Source organism: Candidatus Cloacimonadota bacterium (assembly GCA_016932035.1).
In the GTDB taxonomy this organism is placed as follows: Bacteria; Cloacimonadota; Cloacimonadia; order JGIOTU-2; family JGIOTU-2; genus Celaenobacter.
This window is the reverse complement of sequence record JAFGDR010000015.1, coordinates 12,503-30,504: the sequence shown is the minus strand read 5'-3', so window position 1 is coordinate 30,504 and position 18,002 is coordinate 12,503. Positions and strand designations below refer to the sequence as shown.

Annotated in this window: 14 protein-coding genes, 1 other RNA gene and 1 pseudogene; 9 read left to right on the top strand and 7 right to left on the bottom strand. The window is 38.9% G+C overall.

Annotated features, from left to right (window positions below; all coding sequences use genetic code 11):
• Together JW794_02520 and polA are read right to left on the bottom strand one after the other, a co-directional pair.
• Window positions 1–697, bottom strand: a pseudogene (locus JW794_02520) (DUF2088 domain-containing protein).
• Entirely contained in the window at window positions 669–3,353 is a 2,685-nt protein-coding gene (gene polA / locus JW794_02515; protein ID MBN2016998.1) for a DNA polymerase I, read from the bottom strand. Before polA ends, JW794_02520 begins: the two are co-directional and overlap by 29 nt.
• A 117-nt stretch (window positions 3,354–3,470) precedes the next feature.
• Here polA and JW794_02510 point away from each other — a divergent pair, with 117 nt between their 5' ends.
• The 7 genes from JW794_02510 (at window position 3,471) to JW794_02480 (ending at window position 12,795) form a co-directional block, all read left to right on the top strand.
• On the top strand, window positions 3,471–4,559 hold the full coding sequence (locus JW794_02510) for an N-acetylmuramoyl-L-alanine amidase (GenBank protein ID MBN2016997.1): 1,089 nt from the start codon (window positions 3,471–3,473) through the stop codon (window positions 4,557–4,559).
• Window positions 4,560–4,576: 17 nt separating this feature from the next.
• The gene (locus tag JW794_02505) at window positions 4,577–6,148 is read left to right on the top strand and encodes an amidophosphoribosyltransferase (protein ID MBN2016996.1); all 1,572 of its coding nucleotides are present in this window, start codon (window positions 4,577–4,579) and stop codon (window positions 6,146–6,148) included.
• Between the two features lie 27 nt (window positions 6,149–6,175).
• Window positions 6,176–6,838: a hypothetical protein gene (locus tag JW794_02500; GenBank protein MBN2016995.1), complete on the top strand. Its 663-nt coding sequence runs from the start codon at window positions 6,176–6,178 to the stop codon at window positions 6,836–6,838.
• Between the two features lie 14 nt (window positions 6,839–6,852).
• Window positions 6,853–7,956 (top strand): terpene cyclase/mutase family protein, encoded by a 1,104-nt coding sequence (locus JW794_02495; protein MBN2016994.1) that lies wholly within the window; start codon window positions 6,853–6,855, stop codon window positions 7,954–7,956.
• Window positions 7,957–7,959: 3 nt separating this feature from the next.
• Window positions 7,960–8,985 carry a reductive dehalogenase gene (locus JW794_02490; protein MBN2016993.1) on the top strand — a complete coding sequence of 342 codons (1,026 nt, stop codon included), beginning with the start codon at window positions 7,960–7,962 and terminating at the stop codon, window positions 8,983–8,985.
• A gap of 85 nt (window positions 8,986–9,070) precedes the next feature.
• A complete protein-coding gene (locus JW794_02485; protein MBN2016992.1) occupies window positions 9,071–11,824 on the top strand; it encodes a PKD domain-containing protein in 2,754 nt (917 codons plus the stop codon).
• A gap of 14 nt (window positions 11,825–11,838) precedes the next feature.
• Window positions 11,839–12,795, top strand: a complete 957-nt coding sequence (locus JW794_02480) for a PorV/PorQ family protein (GenBank protein MBN2016991.1) — start codon at window positions 11,839–11,841, stop codon at window positions 12,793–12,795.
• Window positions 12,796–12,922: 127 nt separating this feature from the next.
• Here the strand turns inward: JW794_02480 and JW794_02475 are convergent, their stop codons facing one another.
• Together JW794_02475 and ssrA are read right to left on the bottom strand one after the other, a co-directional pair.
• Window positions 12,923–13,162: a GIY-YIG nuclease family protein gene (locus JW794_02475; protein ID MBN2016990.1), complete on the bottom strand. Its 240-nt coding sequence runs from the start codon at window positions 13,160–13,162 to the stop codon at window positions 12,923–12,925.
• Window positions 13,163–13,292: 130 nt separating this feature from the next.
• Window positions 13,293–13,645, bottom strand: a transfer-messenger RNA (tmRNA) gene (gene ssrA / locus JW794_02470).
• A gap of 203 nt (window positions 13,646–13,848) precedes the next feature.
• Here ssrA and JW794_02465 point away from each other — a divergent pair.
• Complete coding sequence (locus JW794_02465; GenBank protein MBN2016989.1) at window positions 13,849–14,739, top strand: sensor domain-containing diguanylate cyclase; 891 nt, start codon at window positions 13,849–13,851, stop codon at window positions 14,737–14,739.
• Between the two features lie 28 nt (window positions 14,740–14,767).
• On the opposite strand, the gene JW794_02460 is transcribed toward JW794_02465, so the two are convergent.
• Together JW794_02460 and JW794_02455 are read right to left on the bottom strand one after the other, a co-directional pair.
• Window positions 14,768–15,616 carry a DUF89 family protein gene (locus JW794_02460; GenBank protein MBN2016988.1) on the bottom strand — a complete coding sequence of 283 codons (849 nt, stop codon included), beginning with the start codon at window positions 15,614–15,616 and terminating at the stop codon, window positions 14,768–14,770.
• A 9-nt stretch (window positions 15,617–15,625) separates the two neighbouring features.
• A complete protein-coding gene (locus tag JW794_02455; protein ID MBN2016987.1) occupies window positions 15,626–15,838 on the bottom strand; it encodes a uracil-DNA glycosylase in 213 nt (70 codons plus the stop codon).
• A gap of 101 nt (window positions 15,839–15,939) precedes the next feature.
• On the opposite strand from JW794_02455, the gene tsaA reads away from it, so the two are divergent.
• A complete protein-coding gene (tsaA, locus tag JW794_02450) occupies window positions 15,940–16,446 on the top strand; it encodes a tRNA (N6-threonylcarbamoyladenosine(37)-N6)-methyltransferase TrmO (GenBank protein ID MBN2016986.1) in 507 nt (168 codons plus the stop codon).
• Window positions 16,447–16,474: 28 nt separating this feature from the next.
• Here tsaA and JW794_02445 read toward each other — a convergent pair whose 3' ends face one another.
• Complete coding sequence (locus JW794_02445; protein ID MBN2016985.1) at window positions 16,475–17,845, bottom strand: FAD-dependent oxidoreductase; 1,371 nt, start codon at window positions 17,843–17,845, stop codon at window positions 16,475–16,477.
• Between the last annotated feature and the right edge of the window lie 157 nt (window positions 17,846–18,002).

The following is an 18,002-nucleotide window of genomic DNA, read 5'->3' as shown; positions in this document are numbered from 1 at the left end:
TTGTGGATTTTATTATCATCGCCAATATTTCCAAGAGATGCATAGTCATTAACAATATTCGAATGATTGCATCGTATCGTCTCATATGCGCTGATGCCCGGTAATATTGATTTTCTTCCACCACCGAAACCTGCAAAATAGTGCGGCGTGACAATACCTATAGTGATCAGAAAATCCGCTTCTGATACTTTCCTATTAATGAGCAACTCGTTACCCGAAGTCATTGAACCAAGACTCACGAGATCATCAGCCCGGCAATCATGATTGCTGATGGAAAATTCATCTACAATCCAATCACCATAATGATAGCGCATCTCTTTCTCGGTCATCTTCCTGTGTGTGCCGTTTGCGATCTGGATATGGATTGAGTTTTTTGTAGCTCCTTGAGTTAAAATGAGTTGTAATAATGTTCCTAAAAGAAGTGAAAAAGGACCTGGTCGTGTTATATCGCTCACAATGATCACGATATTTTTGGGATTTTTTTCCTTGATGAGTTCAGCTAACGGTTTAGAAGCAATAGGGTATACACACCTTTCCCGAATGAGTACTTCAGGATTTGGATGTGCTTGAAGATGTTGCATTTTAAGAAGTCCAAGTACATTTTTATCAGGAATATCACAAGTAATGATTTTTTCGCCATATTTTAATTCAATATTCATTGTTCCTCGTTAATGGGCATCATACCAGCTTTTACCAAAACCAATATCAACTTTGATCGGCACGATGCCAGCATACTCCCCTGGGAGTACATTTTCCATTTTTTGTTTAATAAGTTTTTTATAAAGATCGATCTTGCTTTTTTGTATTTCAAAAACAAGTTCATCATGTACCTGGATGATCATCATTATCTCATCTGTTTTATGAGAAATATTATTGTAAATATCATTCATTGCGATTTTTATCATATCGGCGGCAGTTCCCTGAATTGGCATGTTGATTGCCATGCGCTCTTCGTTTGACTGCACATTTCTGTTCCTGCTATTAATGCCGGGAAGGTATCTTCTTCGATTAAAGATCGTCTTAACATATCCTTTATCATGGGCGAATTTTTTTGTGGATTCGAGATACGAATAGACTCCTTTATAAAAGGAAAAATAGTTATCGATAAATGCCTGTGCCTCTGTTCGGGATAGCCCGAGATCTTCAGAAAGTGAGAATGCGCCCATACCATAGATGATGCCAAAATTGATCACTTTTGCCTGCCGTCTTTGGTCTGGAGTTACATCTTTTTCATCGATCCCGAAAATTGTTGCAGCTGTTTGTGAATGTATATCACCATCTTTTTTGAAATTCTCGATCATACGTTCATCTTTAGAAAGCAGCGCAACAATGCGCAGTTCGATCTGCGAGTAGTCTGCAGAAAGGATGACATGATCCTCTTTTTGAGCGATGAAGCCTTTTCTCATCTCGCGTCCGATCTCTGTGCGTATCGGTATATTCTGCAGGTTTGGATTTGAACTCGAGAGTCGTCCTGTTGCAGTAACAGTCTGATTGAACGATGAATGAATCCGATGAGTATGAGGATTTATCAATTTTGGAAAAGCATTTATATATGTTGATTGTAACTTCTTTAGTTGCCTGTAATCGATGATGTCAGCTGCTATCTCATATGTTTTGCTGAGTTTTGTAAGTACCTCAATATCAGTCGAATACCCGGTTTTTGTTTTTTTTATGACAGGCAAATCCATTTTTTCAAAGAGTATTTCTGATAACTGTGCCGGGGAGTCAATATTGAATTCTTCTCCGGTTTTATAATAGATTGTGTCTTTTAATTCCTCTGTTTTCTTATCAAGATCAAGGGATAATTTCTTAAAGAGATGAAGATCAATGTAAATGCCGTTTCTTTCTAACTGCGCAAGTGTTTTGACAAGCGGCATCTCAATATCATAAAAGAGCTGTGAGAGAGAGATTTTATCGATTTGGGGATTCAGTTTTTCCCATAACAGAAAAGTTATATAAGCATCTTCTGCAGCATATTCAGCTGCTTTTTCTATCTCAGCTTCACCGAATTGTATCTGGTTTCTTCCTTTACCGATAATATCTGTGATCGGAATCATTGAATGCTGCAGGTATTTCATGCTTACTTCATTCAGATTGTGTCGATGCTCTTCAGGAGCCAGCACATACGATGCGATCATAGTGTCAAAATACAGGTTTGCCAACTCGATCCCTTCATTTTGAAAGATCATGTAGTCGAATTTGATGTTGTGACCAATATACTTTTTTGAAGGATCTTGAAGAATTGGTTTAAGTTCCTGCAAAATCAATTGCTTATCAAGCTGTTTGCCAAATACATGACCAAGGGGAATGTAATATGAACGTTCGTCATCTACACAGAAAGATATCCCGACAATGTTGTCATTGATAGGATCACAGGAATCGGTTTCAAGATCGACAGCAATATATGTTGAATTGTCTAGATGTTGTATCAGTTCAGAAAACTCTTTTTGATTATCAATGATCGAATATTTAAATTCCTTCTTTTTGGGTTGTTCTGTCTCTCCATCGAAATATTTCATGAATGCAAACATTTCATACTGGGTGCAGAAAATTTTCAGATCCTCAGTGAAGATATCTGGTGTTTTCAGAGCTGTAAGATTAAGATCGATCGGAACGTTCATGTCCAGTGTAACAAGTTCTTTTGAAAGACGTCCCTGGTCAGCGAATTCGATGATACTATCTTTTATTTTGTCGGATGTAATCTCTTGTGCATGAGATAATATGTTTTCCAGATCACCGAATTCATGGATAAGCTTTGCTGCTGTCTTTGGACCGACTTTTGGAATACCCGGCACATTGTCCGAGGAATCACCTGTTAGGGAGAGAAGATCGATAATCTTATCAGGTGGAACATCAAACTTTTCTTCCACTTCCTGTATGCCGATAAACAGGTCTTTTGACTGGTCATAAATCTTTACATGGTCATCGACAAGCTGGCATAAATCCTTATCACTAGAAACGATAACAAGATCGTGTTTATTCTCGTAACGTTTTGCCAGGGTGCCGATTATATCATCAGCTTCATATCCTGGTTTCGACAGCTTTGCAATGCCGGTTGCGGACACCATTTCGAGGATTGGTTCAAGTTGTTCAACAAGGTCTTCTGGCATTTTATCACGTGTTGCTTTATACTCTTTGAAAGTTTTGTGTCTGAATGTGGGCTCTCGTTCATCAAAGGTAATTGCAAAGTATTCCGGCTCGAAATGTTCAAGCAGAGATATGATCGTTCTGAGGAAACCGAAGATCGCACTCGTGTTTTCTCCCCGGGAATTAATGAGAGGACGGTTCTTGAATGCAAAATAAGAACGATAGATTATTGCAGAACCATCGATGACAAATATAGTATTTTTCATTCGAACATTTCCTGCTTCGCTAACTTGAATGTCAATAATAAATTGACAAAAATTATGTATTCTAAAAGACATCATATTATTAGTATGAAGAAAATTTTTTTTGTTTTAATTATATTTATGATAACACTTTTTACCCAAGTATGGGCAAAAGAATATCATGTATCATATCTAAACTCTACACGAAAGGATCACATTGGTTTAACAGAGTTAGAGGGAAGAGATTATTTTAACCTCTATGATCTTGAACGTATTTTTGACGGTTCAATCAAAGCTGACCAACTCTCACAAACAGTTGATCTCATGTTGTTTGATAAGCGCTGTGAGTTCTCATTTTTCAATAACTGGGTACATTTTGGGCAGCACAGCTATAACCTTCATAATGATATCCAGATCGTTGACGGATTCTTCTATGTGCCGGAATATTTTTTACATCTCAGTGCCGATAAATTCTTTCCTGAAGAGATCACGCTGGATGACGGTTCGATCATTATTAATTTTACCTCTATGGAAAATTATCTGATAAAAACCATAGTCCTCGATCCGGGACATGGAGGAAAAGATCCTGGAGCGGTTGGTCGCATTATTGGATTGCAGGAAAAGGATATAGTGCTGAAAATAGCGAAGAAAGTAAAAAACCTCCTAGAACAAAATCTCGATGTAAAAGTTTTGCTTACTCGTGAAGATGACAGGTTCGTATCACTTGGAGACAGGACAGATTTTGCAAATGAAAACCAGGCGGATATTTTTGTAAGTATTCACTGTAACGCAGCATATAATACAAAGGCTAACGGTTCTGAGGTTTATTACCTTTCAACGGCTCAAACGCACGAAGCACGCGCTGTTGAAGCTATGGAAAACGAAGTTATCAAATTTGAGGACAAAGAAAGTATTGCCAGATATTCTGACCTCGATTTTATCCTGTATGATATGAGACAGACCGAGTACCTGAACGAAAGCAGCGAGTTTTCAGAAATGTGCCAGAACCAGCTTGTTAAAAATCTCACAACAAAAGATAATGGCGTACGGCAAGCAAATTTCTATGTTCTCAGAGGTGCATTCATGCCGGCAATTCTGGTAGAGATTGCGTACCTTTCCAATAAATATGAGGAAAAAAAGTTAAAATCTACCGATTTTCAGGATAAAGCTGCAAAAGCTATTTATACGAGTATCAAGCAGTTTAAAGATAAATATGATAGAATGAATTAATTTATGAGGAGAATCTAATGAAAAAATTTTTACTGATTTTTTTCTTTGTAAGTCTCATGCCATTCATGCTCACTGCAAAGTCAATGTTCGCAATTGGAAATATGTATGATCTTTACCCTCTTTTGACGGACCTCATTTCCTATGATCTCCAGTATAATGGGATCCAAAAACAGGAAACCTTGAGTATTCCCAGTCATGGTTCAGGTCCTTATGATCTGTGTATGGAATCAAATAACAAGTTACTCTTTGTGTCCTTCAGAGGTAGTAATGTTATTGAATGTGTCGATGCTGGATTATTTAAAAGCTATGGTTTTGCAGAGCTTAATAACATATCGAATCCTGCTGCAATTCAATATAATGATGAGTTGGGAATCTTGTATGCGCTTGAACGAAATACAAAAAAACTCTTCACGTATTCATGGTTTTACGATGATACGAATTTTACACTACAAGGATCGAGTCCCTATTACACAGAACTTGAAAATATTACCAACGGACAGGATTTAGAATACGATAGTTCAAACGATCTGATATATGTTGCTGATAGTTCGCAAAGTAGCGTCCATTACTTCTCTGCATATGATCTCTCACATCAAGGGTATGTGGATATCTTCCAAAAATCTACTTCTATTGCAGTTGATCATGGAAAGTATCTATATAGTGCTACAGATAATTATGGCTCAAAAATTCTGCAATATGATCTTGTAACCTCTGCTGTTCGATCTTATTATCTTTCACAAGACGCATATGTTGTAAAACTGGAGATAGATGATATGACCGGAAACCTCTTTGTGTCTTTGAGTTCAACCTCAGGAATCAATACTATACTAGTTCTTAATGAAATACTCGAAGAGATTCATATTATCAATGATGAAGAGATCAACAATCCAGCAGGAATGTGTGTGCCAAACCGGGATATAGGATATAATCCTTATGGTGTTCAAAAAGATGACGGCGTTTTTACATGGATTTCACCAAACAAATTAATGAGGTATACGATCTCATATCAAAATCAACTCAACTATCCACTTGAAAATGTTATCATAACGGACTGGCTACCATCAGATCAGCATGTCTCCGTTCATAATATCAGCGATGACGGTTTCTACGATCAGCAGGAACATACGATTACCTGGGATGTTGGAACATTATTGGCAGGAGGCATCGAAGAGGATGTTTGGGTCGAAGTGAGAGTTCTTTCCGGCATACAAACACCTGATACACTCGTAAATTTCTGCACGATCGGTAATGACCTTGTTACCACAACCAAATATGTTGAAACATTTATAAGAAGCAAAACACCTGTCACGGATTCCTATTTCGAACCGAATCCCTATAATCCTGAACTAAATGGAGAACCAGGAATTGCTCATCTGAATTTTGCTGATAAAGACTCGCCTATTACAAAATTATTGATCTATGATCTCAACGGAGAGCTGGTAATAAAACGAGAAAATCTATCTCTTGAAGAAGTTTCATGGAATGGTAAGAACGAAGCTGGCAAGTACGTAGCAAACGGCGTCTATTTCATGATCGTTTTCAATGAGGCTGATGAGAAAGAGATCGTGAAAATTGCGGTACTTCGTTAATTGAAACCAAGTAAACATGGAGTAAAAATGAAAATTTTGAACATATTTTTTATTGTACTATTTCTCACTTGTATGTTTTCCAGTCTTTGTGCCCAAGCTCCAGATACTCTCATTCAACAAATTGATGAAGATCTTTATAAGATAGATAATATCACGATCGATGCTGAGCGAAGAGAGATCACATTTCCGGCTGAATTCAATATGAACAAAGGATTGATCGAAACAATTCTCGTCGGTCCAAAGGGTAGACTGCATGAGACAATTTTAAAAACAGATGCTATTCCATCCTATGTACAAATTGCACTCCTATTACTCGGACTTGAATGCGGTCAAAATATGGAATTAGCGAATTATGAAACAGTGCCTGAGGGTGATTCTGTCGATGTGTATGTTATATGGTCAGATTCATTGAGAGAGGTTCATGAAGAGCGTATTGAGCGTCTCGTATGGAATGTTCCTAAGGAAAGGGAAATGCAGGAAACACACTGGGTTTTTCTCGGTTCTAAGATCGTACAAGGACAGTTCATAGCTGATCTGGAGCAGAACATTATTCGTACCTATCATGATCCTTTTGCAATCCTTCACAGTCCTTTGCCAACGATCACCGATGATACCTTTTATGAAGCAAATAACAATATTGTTCCCGAAAAAGGGACACAAGCAATGATAAAAATTATCGCTATAGATTAATTTGAGGTGTGTATATGAAAAAAATAGTAATCATTATCGCAATCTGTTTCCTGATGATCTCTGTATGCCATGCAAAGGTAGATCTCTCGTTAACCCATGAGGTCGAACATTCGATCAAGATCGGGCTGCAATGGCTTGTGGAGCAGCAGGAAGAAGATGGCAGCTGGCAGCATTATCCTGCCATTACGGGACTTGCCGTTATTGCAATCCTGAATAGCAATCCGAATATCAGCTATCAATTTGAACCAGTTGCAAAAGGGCTTGGATTTCTCGCAAGCTGTGCCAAACCCAATGGTGCAATATTTGGAAATGACATGCCGAACTACAATACATCAATATGCCTTATGGCTTTCAAAGAGGTAAATGATCCTCAATATGCAGATATTGTCGATAGGGGAGAAAAATATCTCCTTGGTTTGCAGATCGATGAAGCTGAAGGTTATTCGGTTGATAGTCTGTACTATGGAGGTGTGGGATACGGCGGTGATGAGCGTCCCGACCTTTCAAACCTTCAATGGGCGCTTGAAGCAATGCTGGAACGCGAACCGATCGCTACTGATGAGGTCGATCTGAACACGAAAGAGATCACAAATATTGAAGAAAAGAAAGTGTTCTTTGATAAAGCGATCGTCTTTTTGCAGCGTTGCCAGAACCTCGAGGAATATAATCCGGAACCGTATTCACAGAATGACGGTGGATTCATGTATGAGCCTGGCAAAAGCAAAGCAGGTGGAACCGCATCGTATGGAAATATGACCTATGCCGGACTGAAAAGCATGATCTATGCAAAACTCCAGAAAGACGATCCCCGCGTTCAGGCAGCATATGATTGGATCAGTAATCATTTTATTGTTGAAACAAATCCGGTTCTCGGTAAACAGGGACTTTTCTACTACTATCTCATGATGGCAAAAGCCCTGACTGCCTATGATGCAGTCATCATCGTCGGTGATGACGGGGTTGAACATAACTGGAGACAGGAACTTGCAAACCAGCTCATGAAAATTCAAAATGAAGAGGGCTGGTGGCAAAACGAAAATGGCAGATGGTGGGAAAACAACAAAGTTCTTGTTACATCATATTGCTTGATCGCTCTCGAACTTATTGCACAGGGCTAAGTCGTGGATGATATTATCGTAAAAAAGGTCGATAAACCGACCTATGAAATTGATCCTGAAACATTAGAACGTTTCGACGAACGAAAGAATGTTTTCGGCAGGGTCATGTATGATAAATCCGCATCCTTTTTCTATAAATGTAATTATCTCCATTCGCATAGCGTGATAAAAGAAGAAAAAGAAGGATATTCCCGCCTTGAATTAGCCCGTGCCTGTGCTTCATGGACGCTTTTCAATCATTTTTCAGGAGCTTTTTCTGAGCAGAAATTGGATAATGAGATTACAAAACTCTCAGAACCGCAGCTTCCAAAATATGAAATCGAGGATATTGAACAGTTTACACAGGAGGTGAAAGATACAGCAATGAAATTCGGCGCATCCCTTGTCGGGATCTGTGCCTTGAACAGGAACTGGCTTTATGAAACAAGCATGTATGGACAACCTGTTGATGTTTCTCCTGAATATACTCATGCAATTGTCATGATCATCCCCATGAATGAGGATATATCACATTCTCCAGACTGGTCAGCCATAACATCCGGTGGCATTGCATATTCCCAGATGGCGTTTGTCGCATCATCAGTTGCGCAGTTCATTCGACATCTTGGATACAAAGCAATCTCATCCGGGAACGATACAGCGCTCAACATTCCGCTTGCAATCGATGCGGGTCTGGGAGAACTCGGACGGAACGGCATGCTGGTTACTCCAGAGTACGGTGCAACTGTAAGAATCTGCAAAGTACTCACTGATATTCCACTTAAAACTGATAAACCGATAGATTTTTCTTTACAAGAAATTTGCAGGCACTGTACACTATGCATAAACGCATGTGAAGTATCAGCGATCTCTCGGGATACTGAGCCCTCATATGCAGTAAAGAGTGTGTCGAACAGTACAGGTGTTAAACGATGGGTGGTTGATGTCGATAAATGCTACATGTTTTGGGTTGAAAACGGGGGTGGATGCTCTAGTTGTATTGCTGCATGTCCCTTTTCTAATAAATTTTTTGATAATAAAAAAGTATGATTAATGTCTTAAATAGGTATTTTTTTGATACTATTCATTTCTATGAAAATGTTTATTATAATCACACATTTAAAAGGAGAACAAAATGAAAAAACATATAGTAGTATTTTTCATTGGAATAATTATTTCATTAGGCTTAATGATATCATCTGTAGTAGCAGATGATTTGATAGAACAAGCCAAGGAGTTACTTGAAAAATATTCAACAGCAACTTCTCCCCCTGGATCGAATCATCTTGGCGATTGGAATGAAATAATGCAATCAAAACAAGCTGGTCCAATGGTCAATTGTATGCCTACTTATTATAGTTGGGTTGGTAGAGAAATTACAATTTGGGGTAACGTACATTGGGGTGATGTCACAGCTGGAACCTATGAATGGAATCTGGGAGATGGAAATATTCTTACTGGAACAGTGACAGATGCTCGATATATTGCTGTAACACACACGTATACAACAGGTGGTATAAAAACTGCCACATTAACAGTGACTGATGACGATGGCTTAATAGATGTTGACCAAACAACAATCGATGTTGTGCCCATTGTCAACAAAGCACAACGAGTCAATGCTGCTATCGAAGATGGATTACGCTGGCTTTATTTGAATCAAAATTCTAGTGGCTGGTGGTACACAACTGGAGAATATGGCGTAGGAACAACCGGACTTGCTGTATTGGCGTTCGAAGAAAATGCCCATTACGGCAATAATGATTACGATGAAGATATTTATGCTGAAACTGTACAACTCGGTTTAGATTGGCTGATAAATGTTAATGGTAGAACAGTTAACATAGGAGTACAGCCTGCAGGTGATCCGGACACTGATGGAGATGGGATAGGAACTTACTTTCTTAATTCAAGTCATGATAATTACTCAAGTGGAATTGCTTGTTTAGCAGTTGCAGCAAGTAATCAGCCGGATAGTGTGGTTGCAAGTGGTTCTCTTGCTGGAATGACATATTACGAGGTTATGGAAGATGCCATGAACTGTATTGCCTGGTCACAGACTGATGCTACTTCTGGGAATCAACGTGGCGGTTGGAGGTACTATGTTCATTCAAGCAATTATGGATCAAGCGATAATTCTGCTGTCCAGTGGCCTGTGCTCGCTCTTATTGCAATAGAACAAAATATGCCACCAATACAAACCCCGCAGTGGGTAAAAGATGAACTAGCATATTGGTTGGATTATAGCCAAGATATCAACGGCGGTTTTGGATATAATGCTCCAGCTACTTACCTCAATATAGCTAAAACTGGAGCTGGTATTGGAAGTCATTATTATATCGGAACGCTTGAAACAGATGTATCAATTCAAAATGCTCTGAATTTTGTAGATTTTCATTGGAACGACACACATGATCCTTATCCTTGGAGAGAAATTTTAAACGGTAATTACTATGGTCTTTACGGTTTAAAAAAGGCAATGGAATTTTATGATATCACATCCTTTGGTGCAGGACCAAGGGACTGGTATGAAGAGGTTTCTGATTACCTTCTTGATAATGTCACTTACGGACAAAATACAAATGGTTCATGGCCGAGTGGCGGGGTTTTCTTTACCTTCCAACAAGGTACAACTGCAGCTTCCGTATTAGTATTAACTCGCGGTGTTGTTCAATTACAACCCATAGCAGTTATTAGCTCTTCCAGTTTACCTCAACCAACTAATACTCCGATTGCTTTTTCAGGTAAGAATTCCTATCATCAAAATCCTGAGGAATTTATTACTCAATGGGAATGGGACTTTGATGCCGATGATGGTATAGACTGGAATAATCCTGATGCTATTGGTGAATTTGTAACATGGCAATACCCTGTGGAAGATACTTTTAAAGTCACTTTACTTGTTACTGGTAGTGACGGTTTAACAGATACAGATATACATTTTACAATAGTTAATGACAGTGTAAACCATGCACCTATTGCAGATCCTGGTGGACCTTACTATAGTCGTGTTAATGGTGTAATTACATTAGATGGTTCTGGCTCATATGATCCAGATGATCGTGGAATTACTCTCTACGAATGGGACACAAATGGTGATGGACAATATGATGATGCAACTGGTGTAACCACAGATGTGTTATTTGATGTTGTGTACTCAGGTCTTGTCGGATTAAGAGTCTGGGATACAGAGGGACTTTGTTCTGACTCAACTGCCCCTATATATGTTCCATTATGGACATCAAATGTTGATCTTGAATTAACAGCAAGCAATGTTACTGTATCAAATCTTCATCCTGCTGAAGGGGAAGTAGTATCCTTTGAAGCAACGGTCGAGTGCCATACTGAAGCGGGTGCTACTGTTGGCGAATTTGTTGTTCGTTTCTATGATGGTAATCCAACAATAAGTGTTAATCCAATTGGATCATATAATCTTGGACCAATGGGAAATGGAGATGAAGGAACAGTATATCTGAATTGGACTATGCCGGATACACTTTCTCATGATATTTATATTATAGCGGATGCAGACTATGATATAGAAGAGTATGATGAAGATAACAACAAAGTTATTGTAAAGCTTGGAGCACCTATACCACCTATTGATGATCCATACTTCTGTCCAAATCCATACAATCCTGATAATTATAGTACATATCCCGGCACAATTTATCCAAACTTTGATAACCCGACTTCCCCTATAATCAAATTGAGAATATTGGATGTCGCTGGCGAACTCGTGAAAGAAAGCACAGTAGATGGTAACATTTCGATGTTCTGGGATGGTAAAAACGAATACGGTGATTATGTTGCGAACGGTGTTTATTTCATTATTGTTGAAAATGAAGCCGGTGAAAAGCAGATCATCAAAGTAGCGATATTGCGCTAGGAAAGGAGTATACAATGAGAAAAAATAAGATAATAAAAACAGTACTTTCTTTCGTGTTCATACTTGGCTTATGTACTTCCTTTGCTTTTGCTGAAGAAGATCTTGCAGGAGGACAGGGTGGTGCATTCTTGAGAATTCCTGTTGGAGCCCGACCAGCCGGACTGGGAAATGCTTTCACGGCAATTGCAGACGACGGATCTGCTCCCTTCTTCAATCCTGCAGGTCTCAGCCAGATCAAAGGAACACGTGTCGGAGCAATGTATAATATCATGAGTTTCGACAGGATGAACTATCAGGCATCAGTCATTGTGGGAACTAAACGCAATGCAGCACTTGCGCTGACCTTCAACAGCTTTGGGGTGGGGGATATCATCGAATGTCTTCCCGGTCAACCACCAAGCGGAGATACCTTCAGTGCAAATGATATGGCTATCGGTATTTCTGCAGGCGGTAATATCATTCCCATGCTGAGTATTGGCGGTGGTGCTAAATACATCATGCAGAAGATCGATGAGAACAAGGCGTCAGGTTTTGCCTTTGATTTCGGTGCACTTATTGCGTCTCCGGTTTCAAATGGACTGATCAAGCAGATACGTGCCGGTGCCAGTGTCCTTAATATTGGCGGCAAGATGAAGTGGGATACCGATTCCGATCATGAAGATACTATGCTTCCCACACTCAGAATCGGTGCTTCAGCAGACTTTCAGCTCACATCCTTTGATATGATCGCTTCTGCTGATATATCACAGAGTCTTGGACGCGAAGGCGACCAGAAGAATGATTTCAAACTTCACCTCGGTGTAGAGGGCTGGCTTGCAAATCTCTTTGCGATCCGTGCTGGTCTCGACGGAGAAAATTTCAACATGGGTGCATCGATCAAGTTCAACAGTTTGCGCTTTGACTATGCATTCATCCCTGATTTTCTCGATGAGGGTGCCACGCATAAGCTTGGACTCGATCTGAACTTCTAAATTTCCAACTACATAAACAAAACGGCTTTTTCCTGATCATTCGGGATTGAGCCGTTTTTGTTATACTTTCATTACAAAAATTAGACTCTTAACGTACAGATATCATGTATTTTTTTCATCGCTTCAATTAAAAGTGATTTTTAACAAATGCTCTTCCCGAATGACTTTTAAGATATTTTTCAAACTTAGTAGCTTTTTCGTTATCTTCGAAAGCGATATATGTTTTAATTTTCCAAGGTTTGAATTTTGAAGTGTGGGGAACTTGTCCGTTGTTATGTTTCTCGATTCGCGATTTTAGATTTGTAGAATAACCAATATAAAACTTATCTTTGAAGTTGAGACTTTGTAAGTTATATACATAAAACATCATAACACTCCATTTGGTTTACCGGGGCGTAGTTTTGAGAAAATATATTCTCAATAGTGATGAGCACGGCTTCGTTCTAAAGAACTACGCCGCTGCAGTCTTCGTTTTTTTCTCTTCTCAAAACGAAGACTGGTGGAGGTGGCGGGAGTCGAACCCGCGTCCAAGGATTTGGCTGCAAGAAATTCTACATATTTATTACATCGTGAATTGGTCATTAAGGAAAGGACAATGTACAAAGCTTTCCGAAATCAAGCCTATTAAGCTTCAACACTGGGTATAGACATCGCAGCATCTAAGCCATTAAAATCGGCATTTAACAGGTCGTCAATGGCACCATCCTGCTAAATGAGTTGCATGAATTATGCAGCTAGTGCTAGATTTTCATCTGCATTTACATTTAGTATCACCAGGATTAACGGGATAGGTAATCTGCCCGATATGCTATTCTTGCCTCCGCAGTCCCTGTCGAAACCGGTCACCCCCTATGTATCTGTAAAAAAACATTTGAACGTGCATAATAATGTATAACCACAAAAATCAGCGTCAAGAATTGATGTAAAGAAAAGTGTTTTATCGATAATGCAAAGATTGGTTTTTATAAAGACTAAACTAAGATATTTATCAAAAATATAATTTTATTTGACATAATTCTGGCAGAGTTTATTTCATCCCTTGAAAGTATGATAATGAAAGACTTGAATTTTCAAAACGTTATTGATAATTTATATGAGGGCTTATATATCATATCGGAAGATAAAAAAATAGAATATTGGAATAAAGCTGCTGAAGATATTACTGGATTTTCCGCAGAAGAGGTGATTGGTAAGAGGTGTTCAGACAATATTTTAATACATGTTAATGAGCAGGGAAGGCAAATGTGCAAAGGTAATTGTCCGCTTGCTTATACAATGGAGGATGGAGAATCCCGTGAGGGTGAATTTTATCTTCATCATAAAAAAGGGCATAGACTGCCAGTACTTGTGAGGACTTCTCCACATTATGAAAACGGGAAGATCGTTGGGGGAATTGAGCTGTTCAAGGATAATAGTTCAGGCGAGAGATTGCGAGTTGAATATGAGAAACTCAAGCAACTATCATTGTTGGACTTTCTGACGGATATTCCGAACAGGCACCATGTAGAATCCATGATAAAATCCCAGTTAGCTCGAATGGATAGAGGTCTGAATTTTGGTTTATTATTTATTGATGTCGATCATTTTAAGAAGGTGAATGATACGTATGGGCATGACACGGGTGATGAAATTTTAAAAATTATTGCTAAATCACTTAAACATTCGATGAGACCAGTTGATTCAATTGGTAGATGGGGTGGAGAAGAATTCACTAGTGTTCATCCAAACACAGACCTTGAAACATTACATAAGATCGCTGAACGTTTCAGGATTATGGTAAAAAATTCAAAATTATCCCTCAAAGACAAAGAGATTTCAGCAACCGTATCTGTTGGAGGAACGTTATCAAGAAAAGACGACACAGTTCAGTCCATCGTCAAACGTGCAGATGAATTGATGTATAAGAGTAAACAGAAGGGTAGAGACCGGGTTAATGTTGTATAGGAAATTGCCTATCTTAATCAGAAACCAGTTACTTTTCTGATCTCATCAATACCATCGACCCAACAGTAATGCCGATATGTTTTGCGATAACCTCACATTTTACTCTAAGAAGAAAAAAGATCTCCCGCTTTTCATCTGAAAGTCCTTCATAATTTCCCTGTCCTTTGCTGATGACCATATCTGCTAATTGAAATAATTCCTGGAACTCTTTACTGCACTTAGAGAGAATTGTTCCTGGAACTGCTGAACCGGAAGAAACAATATGAGCAACTTTGTCTATTCCTGCATGTATGGCATCCTCTTCAATGACATCATTTATAACGGGTGCACCCCGGACGCCAAAATATATTTTTTTATCATGCAGCTGCTCAATAAGTAGTCTGTCAAAAACAGATTCTCCAGCATTGTCACCAATATACAGGATGGTTTTTGATGAACTCAATCGTTTCTGAAAAGTCTCATAATCATTAATAGTAAGTTCCTTGTGAACGATCGATTCTATTTCGGCTTGAATATCAACTTCATGGTGAATGGCAAAGTCGATCATATTACCAGCAATAGCCATTTTAATCGCAGTGAAAAGGGGATCGCTACTTTTTGCTATGATTTCTTTACAGAAAGGAACAAGTTCGAGTGCTTCATCCGTACTCTGGTTCTTTATGTCTTTATATGGATCTGCTACGCCCGAGATCTCGCGCATTCTACCGTAAATAAATTCACCAATTTCAGGAGATGTCATGTCAAAGGTAATTTTAGTGAAAAGCATACCCACTTCATCAATGAGGTTTTTGATTATTTTTGGATCGTCAGTGAAGAGTCTTGCTGCCCTTAGTGCTTGTTGCACATAGCAAGGGAAACATTCAAAATAGGTTTTCATTTGTTCCTTTCATTTCAAATTATCATCGATCGAACCATCCGGAAGCATATTATCCGAATGAAACTGTCCGTGTTCTTCCATTTGATATCGAATACATCTTAGCCAGTTACCGTGGCAATAGTCCCTGATCCATTTTTCATCGAGTTTACCGGCTTCGAAATAATATTTCATCGGGCATACCTGATACCATTTACATTCATTATTATCTTTTGTATATTTCATGACCATTGAGCGTGAAGAAAAAAAGAAGTGGGATTGTTTGTCAAAGAAGTTGGAAGGTATGGAAATATTGACAGGATAGACTTAACATGTTGAGTCCCTTTATGAATAAAAACAATAAAATCATTGAATTCTCCCCAATAGGAGTCATTCATACACCTCATAAAGAGACTTCGAAAATACCGATCCAGCCTGTGTTTGCACAAGGAATTAAAGGAACAGTCGAGATATATCCGGAATTTATTGAAGGGCTCAAAGATCTTGAACAATATTCTCATATTATTCTGTTCTATTATTTTCATAAATCCGATAAAACAATGCTTAACGTCAAACCATATCTACAGGATGAGTTGCATGGGATCTTTGCAACGAGAGCGCCACATCGTCCAAATAAAATCGGTATGAGTGTCGTGAAATTATCCAGGATCGTGAACAACATACTTTGTATCCAAGATGTGGACATGCTCGATGAAACGCCACTTATCGATATCAAGCCCTACATTGCTCGTTTTGATTTGAAAGACAAGGTGCGTTCCGGCTGGCAGGACGAAGTATCTGATAACGAAGCACATCAGAGAGGAAAAAGGGATTATAAAAAAGAAGAGGAATGATCACTTCTGACCATTCCCCATATATTATTCAGCAATTTACTGAGTGTGCTTTAATGTTAGCAATTGCATTTTCGGCAGCTTTAATAAGCAGGTATTTTGTTGGAGCTGTGGTGAGTAGGGGATGAGTGCCGATCTGGAATGAAACCAGTTCATAGACGGTTACTGCTTTTTGGATAGCAAGACTTACGGTATTGATCATCTCGCCAACTGACTTGCCACCAAGGATTTCACCGCCGATGATCTCGCCATTTTCAGGAGAAACAATGAGTTTAACAATAAGCTGATTGACACCTGGTAGATTTCCCGGATGACGGTCAACATCCTGAGCTCTCCCGATGACGAACTGTACGTTTGCATCTCTGGCTGTCTGTTCGATTGCTCCCGCAGATGCAAAGACTTTTCCATGTATCTCGGTTGAAAACACGGAAAGGGTGCCTGCAAAATTTCTCAAAAGTTTAATGCAGAACAGGTTATAACCGAGAACTCGAGCTTCTGCAGTGGCTGTGGATGCGAGCATAATATTATCGGTTCGTCCGGTAATAAATCCCCGGGTCTGGGAACAATCACCAACTGCATATACATCTTTTGCAGAGGTTCTAAGATAATTATCTACACGAATCGCTCCAAGTTCATTGATCTCAATTCCAGCATCCTGAGCAAGGCAGCAGCTTGGAGTATATCCAACAGCACTGATCACGATTTCAGCTTCTATGATCTGACCATCAGAGAGTAATACGCCAGAGACTATTCCATCTTTTCCTATAATCTTTTCAACCTTGAGTCCGGTATATAGATTGACCCCTGAGGCTTTTACTACTTTATCAGCTTCTTCTGCAAAATCGGTTGAGAATGCTCTAAAAAGACAATGCGGTTCAGCTTCGACAAGAGAGACTGTTTTGTCCTTATGTTTTGCAAGCTGTTCGGATATTTCCACACCGATAAATCCAGCACCAATGACGACAATGTGTTTTGCTGCATCGGTTTTTTTCTTAAGTTGCTCGATATAGTGATAGCTTTTTTTAATATATTCGACACCTTTAAGGTCATATCCTTTTATAAATTTTGGAATGAGTGGTGTTGAACCTGTTGCCAGAAGGAGTTTGTCATAAGAAAAAGTCTGCCCTGATTTGGTTTCAATTGATTTTTCATCAGTTTTTATGGTCGTTACCGTATCAACCAATACCTCGCCGCCAGCATCGATAAACGGCTTGGGTCCCATTTTGTTCTGATCAATATCGTCAAGATCGTGGAATACGTAAGGTATACCGCATGGAACGAGACCCTTTTCCTCCTCCTTTATCATTAAAAATATCTTGTCCGGATTCTGCTTCTTTGCAGTTACACCTGTGATAATACCCGAAGGTCCACCACCAATAATGATGACATCATACTTTTTCATTGTGAATTCCTTTCTTCATTGTGATTCGTTGTATTATTTGTATTGAAAATTTTTGAAATGTTGCCACACAGATGATGTTCGATTTAGATTGTCAAATTATATACCAATGCAGTAAGCAAAAAAAAATTGCTCTCCAATATAATGCTCAAGTAGTTTT

What these genes read in the sequence shown, in the direction of transcription:
- JW794_02465 (MBN2016989.1), top strand. Translation starts at nt 13,849, where the DNA reads ATGAAAGACTTGAATTTTCAAAACGTTATTGATAATTTATATGAGGGC.
- tsaA (MBN2016986.1), top strand. Translation starts at nt 15,940, where the DNA reads ATGAATAAAAACAATAAAATCATTGAATTCTCCCCAATAGGAGTCATT.
- JW794_02505 (MBN2016996.1), top strand. Translation starts at nt 4,577, where the DNA reads ATGAAAAAATTTTTACTGATTTTTTTCTTTGTAAGTCTCATGCCATTC.
- JW794_02495 (MBN2016994.1), top strand. Translation starts at nt 6,853, where the DNA reads ATGAAAAAAATAGTAATCATTATCGCAATCTGTTTCCTGATGATCTCT.
- JW794_02455 (MBN2016987.1), bottom strand. Translation starts at nt 15,838, where the DNA reads ATGAAATATACAAAAGATAATAATGAATGTAAATGGTATCAGGTATGC.
- JW794_02510 (MBN2016997.1), top strand. Translation starts at nt 3,471, where the DNA reads ATGATAACACTTTTTACCCAAGTATGGGCAAAAGAATATCATGTATCA.
- JW794_02500 (MBN2016995.1), top strand. Translation starts at nt 6,176, where the DNA reads ATGAAAATTTTGAACATATTTTTTATTGTACTATTTCTCACTTGTATG.
- JW794_02475 (MBN2016990.1), bottom strand. Translation starts at nt 13,162, where the DNA reads ATGTTTTATGTATATAACTTACAAAGTCTCAACTTCAAAGATAAGTTT.
- JW794_02445 (MBN2016985.1), bottom strand. Translation starts at nt 17,845, where the DNA reads ATGAAAAAGTATGATGTCATCATTATTGGTGGTGGACCTTCGGGTATT.
- JW794_02460 (MBN2016988.1), bottom strand. Translation starts at nt 15,616, where the DNA reads ATGAAAACCTATTTTGAATGTTTCCCTTGCTATGTGCAACAAGCACTA.
- polA (MBN2016998.1), bottom strand. Translation starts at nt 3,353, where the DNA reads ATGAAAAATACTATATTTGTCATCGATGGTTCTGCAATAATCTATCGT.
- JW794_02485 (MBN2016992.1), top strand. Translation starts at nt 9,071, where the DNA reads ATGAAAAAACATATAGTAGTATTTTTCATTGGAATAATTATTTCATTA.
- JW794_02480 (MBN2016991.1), top strand. Translation starts at nt 11,839, where the DNA reads ATGAGAAAAAATAAGATAATAAAAACAGTACTTTCTTTCGTGTTCATA.